The sequence below is a fragment of the Streptococcus sp. 339 genome, from assembly GCF_013277285.1.
Lineage (GTDB): Bacteria > Bacillota > Bacilli > Lactobacillales > Streptococcaceae > Streptococcus > Streptococcus pseudopneumoniae.
In genome coordinates this window covers 1-4,686 of record NZ_VMMR01000013.1, presented here as the reverse complement: position 1 = coordinate 4,686, position 4,686 = coordinate 1, and the positions used below count along the sequence as shown (strand labels likewise).

Below are 4,686 nucleotides of genomic sequence, written 5' to 3'. Positions count from 1 at the left end.
CGTTATTGGGCGGTTACGGTGCAACCAAGACACTTCCGAGTAACACCGAACCAACAATACATTTTATTTTCCGAATGGAAAATTTATCTTTTTAATAATGACAATTCTAATTCTCTACATTCACTTTTTATTTCCTAATAGTAAACACTATTTTTTATTCTCAAAAATTGAACTTCTAAAATCATCAGTTTGGTCAAGATAAGCTTTAAAGATTGCTCTCTTCAACTTATGAACTGAACTGTCAAATTCTGGTTTGTAATTACTCCAAGAATATCTATCCTCATATGCATCCTTTCGAACAGCTTCATCCATTAATCGCTGCAACTCTGTGACACTACTTATGGTTTTCGTAGAAAAACTAGTCCAAGGTTTTGTTGGATCATTAAAAGTAACTTTATTCAGTCTATCAAATTGAGCTACACGTTCATTATACATAGCTTGCTTGAATTGTGTCCAAGTTTTATATTGACCATTAAATACTTTTCGAAGGACAAGTTCATCTGTAACTAATCCTCGGTCTTTACCATAAATAGTTATTTTTTTACCATTTTGTTTAGCAACTTCTTCGTATTGATTTGAGATATAAGGTACCATACCATCTTTAAAGCCTTTAGCAGCTAATAGTTCATAGGCCATACGACGTCCTATTAGGTCACCTGGCGTTCCGTCATCATTACTTAATGCTGCATAAATCGGTGCAAATAGTTTGATAGTATAGTAACCATTTCTTTCGTATTTCCCTGAAGTATATTCCCTAGACGAAATAATATTATTATCAATCAAATCATTGAATGAACGTAGTTTTTCAGCTTCTTCTACTGTCAAATCTTTGACTACATTTGTTGCGTAAACCTTATTTCCATCTGCTGGATCTTTCAGAAACTTATTCTCAATTTTTCTGAGAGCTTTCGTTTTTTGATAATTGGTAAGGTTCTCTGTAATAGATTTTCCTTCGAGATATTCCAACATGTAAACGACATCGAACATATTGTGGACGTAGTTCTGAAGATCTGTTGCGTCTTTAAATCTCGTGGTTGGATCAAGTACTTGTAATCGTTGTCCTTCTGTACTATCAGATTTTGAATGTTTCAAGATCGAGTTGATGGTGATGGTTGCGTCATTTGGATGGTCTGGCGCTTGTAATAAGCCTTTGGCGAAGAACTCTGGTCCCAAACCACTTCTTCGACCATATCCTCCAAGATAAATGTCCTGATCTGAATCATGAGTCATTTCATGCGTATAAGTAATGGCGCCGTCCTTGTCTAACATACGATAACCCATATAATAAACGGCATCACCTGTGGCGTAAGCACCGTGTTCATTATGACCGACTTTATTTCCAACAGGTCCAAAGAAATGTTTCATAGCAGGATTTGGATCATCAAAATCTGCTACTTTTTTAGCCTTTCCTTCAGTATTATCATTTCCAAATTTATAGGCATCATAAAGCAAGATATTTCGATAAAGCTTTTCACGCCCTTTTTCATCTAGAATACGATACCAATAATCATAGTGATCTCGTTGACGCTCTGCTGTTTCGTGAGCACTCTTTTCAACAAACTTATTGAGCTTATCACCAGCCTTATAGTCACTATTGCGATAACGATCATAAGCACCAAAGCCTAGACTAGAGATAGTTGAAATGACAAATACTGATTTTTCTGGCAAGGTAAGTAGAGGTAGTACCATGTTACGATATTTCCAGCTGTCGCTAGTGATTCGATCATAGACACCGATAGAGTACTTGCTACCAGCTTTTTCCTGGTTAGCCCTCACTTCTGGAATATTAGATTTTTCTTCAACGATATAAGCCTTGGTCTGTGATTTAAACCAGTCATTGTTAGTTTGAGTAGGTGCAAATGCTTTACGATAGCCTTCTAAAGCACTAAACAGGTCTTTTGTACCGTAGTTATTCGTCAGCAAGGCATTGTAAGTAACCACATTATTTTTTGCCAAGAGATTGTTGTAGCCAGATTTACCTAGTTCAATAATTGTATCTAGCGGAGAGGTATTTCCCTTACCAAAGAAATCCATATGGAACATAAGCAAATCTTTTGCGCTAGCCTTATCAAATTTGAAATCATACCAGCGTTCTAGATAGGTTAATCCTAGCATCAAGGCTTCTTTGTTTCGCTTGATTTTATCAACCATGTAATTGTCAATAGCACTATTATTTCCAGTAACAGCAGCATCAGCTGAAAGTAATTTTTTAAGAGTCTCAGTCAAGTGCTCTTTGGTTTTAGCGAATTGTTCATCTAGATAGAGTTCTGTTAATTTAACATTATCAGAGATTCCTAACAAATTCTTAAGAGCAGATGGATTATACTGCACTGTATTTAAGTCGTTTTTAACTCTGTCTATTATAGATGAATAATCTTTTAGGAAAGCATTTGGTGTGTATACTAGACCTGTAGTTCCAATAGTATACTCAGCCAGATTTGCAAAATCACTATGGTAGGTTAAGCTTACTTTCTCAGATGTTCCATCTTTGTAATGTAGTAATAAGTGATTGATAGAGTGCTTGTCTGAAGTAATATCTGAGACCACTTCCTCATTTTTCAAAGCTACAACAGATAACAATTCTTTCTTAAATAGATTATTATCAGCTGACAATTGATTTCCATATTTCACAATGGTATCTCTATTATAGAAAGGCAATAATTTTTCTATGTTTTTATATGCAACTTCTCTTGTCGCTTGATAATGAGTAGCCTTTGTATAATCTACATCCTGTTTAGCAGAATTTGTGAAATCTTCCACGGTTATAGTTTTCTTTGTAGTAATCTGGTCTTTCTTGGCTTGAACTGCTGTTTTTTCAATCTCAGTACCACGTTCTGCAGTGGAATCAACTGACATTACCTCATCTCCAACTGCTTGAACATTAACTACCTTATTGTCTTTATTACTGTAAACCTCTGTCTCCTTCATACCATTGAAGTGGTAACCAGAAATCGCATTCCCATTTGTAATATTCATATCGCTTAGGACATTTTGTAGAATCCCAGAATTGTCCTCCGTGCTAGAGCCATTTGTCCAAAGGGAACCTGCAACTCCACCAACTCTAGCGAATGGTTTAGCATTATTTATTTCACCTTCAGCATAACTATTTTTTACAGTTGCATTATTTTCTACGATACCTGCAATTCCACCAATTGTTTGATTAGAATGTTCTCCATTACTTGAAATGGTTACTGTTGAAATAGAATGATCTACTACAGAATTAGATCCAGTTAATTGTCCTACTAAGCCACCAATTGCATACTGAGACTTTGTAACAAAGGTATTTGTTATTCTTCCGGTGAAGCTACTATTTCTTACTGTAGAATTATCAACTTTTTGGACAAGTCCTCCGATACCTAGCTCACCAGCAATGATTCCATTTGCGTGAACGTTATCTAAAGTTGAAGAATTTGTGGCTTCCTTAGCAACTGATGCGACATGATTCTTACCAGAAATATTAACATCTTTTAAGGTGAGATCCTTAACAGTAGCTCTATTTAATGTATTGAATAATGGCTTTTTCAAATTATAGATAGCATAATGTTTCCCCTGATGACTACCAATTAATGTCCCTGTGAAATTCTTTGTAACATAACTTTCTTGGTTTTCATCCAATTCAACCTCACGAGCATTCATTGTTGCACCCAAAGTGAAAGTTCCATTAGGTCTACTATTCATATCAGCTACTAGTTTTTTAAAAGATGTGTAGATAGGACCATCGTTTTGAACAACTTTTGGAAGATAATAAGTAAAATTGTCTTGGTATTGATTGTCTAAAGATTGCTTCAAGTGTTCCAAGCTAGCTGTAATTTTATAGACTGGTTTGCCATCTTTTGTAGTGTCCTCAATGTTTGAAACTGGAAGCAGTACATCTTTAAATTTAGCTGACTTCACCTTAATGAAATAAGCAGATTTATTATCTGGTACTTTATCTAAGCTTGTATGTTGTTTTGATTGATTGCCTTCATAACTATAGAGTTCCACATCAGAAACACTTCTTAGTTCTATTGTTTTCTCTTGAACTTCTACTTTTTTATCAGGTTCTACTTCATTTTCTTGTTTAATTTCTTCATTTCCATTTGAATTGGCTGTGTTTGATTCGGTTGAAACATCCTCTGGTGAATTACCTTTTGGTTGGTCTGGTACTGTTTGCCCATTCTCTTCTGTTGTTGCATTACCAGAATTTTCAGGTTTTGTTGAAGTTTCGTCTTTTGACTCATCTTTACTTATTGGTTGTCCATTCAAGGCTGCCGCAGCTGCCACTAGGTCATTCTTAGCTTGGTCAATCCCTGCTTGACTTGCACCTTCTTTAGCTGCTACAGCTTTCGCTGCCGCAAGTGCTTGATCGTAGGCAGTACGCTTAGCTTGGTCTGCATTCTGATACTTGTCAGATTCTTTCGTGCCAGATTCTTTACCAAGCTCGACATTCAAGGCAGACTTGTCGCTTGCCACTCCATCCAATTGACCTTTTGCATTCTCTACTGCTTGCTTAGCTGCATTCACCTCTGCTTGTGTAGCTCCTGCTTTTGCTAGAACTTTTTGAGCGGCTTCTAATGCTGCATCATAAGCTTTTTTCTTGTCTGCTGTTGCATTTTGATACTTAGCTGTCTCTTTGGTAGCTGTCGCATCTGTTGTTGCGGCTGTTCGTAATGGCTCTTTGTCAGTCCCTTGTCCATTCAAGGCTGC

At 36.3% G+C, this 4,686-nt stretch carries 1 protein-coding gene; it reads right to left on the bottom strand.

From position 1 onward, the window contains the following. Positions 1-147 precede the first annotated feature (147 nt). Positions 148-4,686 (bottom strand): ZmpA/ZmpB/ZmpC family metallo-endopeptidase (locus tag HT736_RS02055; protein ID WP_172930696.1); only part of this gene is annotated, 4,539 nt, incomplete at its 5' end.